The sequence below is a fragment of the Streptomyces sp. NPDC057486 genome (assembly GCF_042802415.1).
In the GTDB taxonomy this organism is placed as follows: Bacteria; Actinomycetota; Actinomycetes; order Streptomycetales; family Streptomycetaceae; genus Streptomyces; species Streptomyces yanii.
Genome location: NZ_JBHVEE010000302.1, coordinates 1 through 2131, shown reverse-complemented (window position 1 = coordinate 2131; position 2131 = coordinate 1). Strand labels below are relative to the sequence as shown.

Annotated in this window: 2 protein-coding genes; both read right to left on the bottom strand. The window is 67.3% G+C overall.

All coding sequences use genetic code 11. The features are described from left to right. Positions 1–489: 489 nt before the first annotated feature. A complete protein-coding gene (locus ACFU6I_RS48470) occupies positions 490–1293 on the bottom strand; it encodes a MerR family transcriptional regulator (protein ID WP_384380949.1) in 804 nt (267 codons plus the stop codon). Further along, complete coding sequence (locus ACFU6I_RS48465) at positions 1286–1831, bottom strand: VOC family protein (RefSeq protein WP_384380946.1); 546 nt, start codon at positions 1829–1831, stop codon at positions 1286–1288. Before ACFU6I_RS48465 ends, ACFU6I_RS48470 begins: the two co-directional genes overlap by 8 nt. Between the last annotated feature and the right edge of the window lie 300 nt (positions 1832–2131).

Sequence of the window (2131 nt, the reverse complement as noted above, 5' to 3'; positions counted from 1 at the left end):
TCCGCTTGAGGGTGCTCGGGCGGTGCGCGGCAGGTTGCGAACGAGGGGGCTCCACCCCCTCCGACGGGGGTGTGGAGCCACCTGTCCAGCATGAGGGCGACGATGCCCGGCCGGGAGGCGCAGGAGATAGACGAGCCGTCAGCGTCGTGCTTGATGTCCACCACGGTGTTGGCATGGGCGGCCTCGAGCGTTGCCTCACCTCTTTCGTGCAGTAGGTGCTCGGCCGGCCGGCGGCGCAGTTCGGGCTGACGACCGCGATAATGACCACCGCCGCGGCTGCCGGCACCTTGCTGAGCCGACGAGTCGTGACCAGGCTCGGCCTGAGGCGAGTAGCTGCCACCGGGACCGTCCCGCTCGGTTGTAGCTGCCTGCTGCTCACCCGCCTACCGGCCGGCGGCTCAATGAGGCTTCTGCCGGCCGCCCTGTGGGCAGCGGCGGACTTCCATGAGGCTCTGGCGGAAGCCGCGGCCTGACGCCTGCCTGTGCGTGCTACTGCCAGGTCGCGGCGTTGGGATCGATCCCGTGGGCGCGGGCGGACTCGTCGATGATCCGCCGGAACCAGGAGGCCAGCCCGGCTCGGATGCCGTCGTAGTGGGCGGAGAAACCCGGGTCGGACTCGAACATCCGTCCCAGGCACACTTGCATCTGCCGCGTAAGTGGGAAGAAGTGGGAGAAGACATCGCGGTGACGCTCGACGAGGTTGTTCGCCTCTGGGCTGCCCGGAATGACGCCCTCGTCCAGAGCCTTGTCCAGATCGCGTTGCAACGTCGACATCGCGTCAGACAGCGACTGCCACTGCTCCCGCGTGCGGGAGGCGGAGCGCTCGGCGAACTGCGCCCATTGGGGGGAACTTCCCCACACGGCGCGGGCTCGCTCGGATCGGCGCGCGTCCCAGTCCGCCCCGAACATCTCCGCCTGCTCCTCGTCGCTCAGGAGAATGCCGCGCTCGTGCGCGTGGCTCATTCGTTCCAGGCGCTTGTCGAGCTGTTGCAGATCATGGATCCGCTCGGCGAGCCGGGAACGCTGGTCCTGCAGGGTGGCACCGATGTCAGCGGTCGGGTCGTCGAGCACCTCACGCACCGCATCCAGCCCGAGCCCGGCTTCCCGGTAGGCGACGATCCGGTACAGACGTTGCAGGTCTTCTTCGGTGTAATGGCGGTAGCCCGCCGGGGTGCGCACGGAGGGCGACGCCAAGCCGATCTCGTCCCAGTGATGCAGCGTGCGGACCGTCACCCCCGCGAGCGCGGCGGCCGCGCCCACCGTGGCACCGTCGTCGATGTTCCGATCAACCATGAACTCCATTGTGACCGTCCTCCGCCGCTTCCGGGGCGACGATTCCGACCGCTGCGAGATCGCGCACCTCCTGACTGTCGGGATCGAACTGCCTCGGCGCGGTGAACACGACCCGCGCCCGCTCAGGGGTGATCACTTCCACGTCGCGAGTGCTCCAGGGAGTATCACGCGGGTCGGTCACGCTGCCGGGTACGAGTTGCGTACACGCCGCGACGAGGGGATCGATCTCGTTCAGAACGCACGCGAAGCTCACGCTCATCGCCGGAACGTCAGCCTCTTCGGGGCTTGCCTCTGCGGGGACGAGCAGCACGTCCTGGAACGCCCAACGACGCAGATGGACCACCTGCCCGGGAATGCTGAACAGCTCGATGAAGCCGAGCCCGCGCACCCAGAAGTCCGTCGACACCGCCAGATCGGATGTCGGAATCGTCACGAACATCGGCATCGCGTAGATGCCACGAAACACCTCTGGTGCAACCGCCTCGGGTCCTCGCTCGGTGAGCGGGCTCATCTCGAACGCGTTGAAAGAATCACTCATGCGCCACATCGTTGACCCTCACGCAGCGTGAGGGTCAAGCCCGGCAGCGAGTCAGCCCGTGCTCGCGTCGATCCTCCCGCGGATGCCACATCGGCCGGCAGGGTGCCGGCGCCGCTAAGAACTGCCTTGATCGACGACCTCATTTGACGACAACGGCAAGAACTGGAGCGACGTGGAGCTGCGCGAGAATTCGGCCGGTTCCTGAACCGCACGGTTCCAGACGCCGAAGGAGGCCGGCGGTTTCGTCTCGATCAAGGCGCACGCCGAGGCCGGGGACGGGCTCGGCGTCGATCAGGAAAT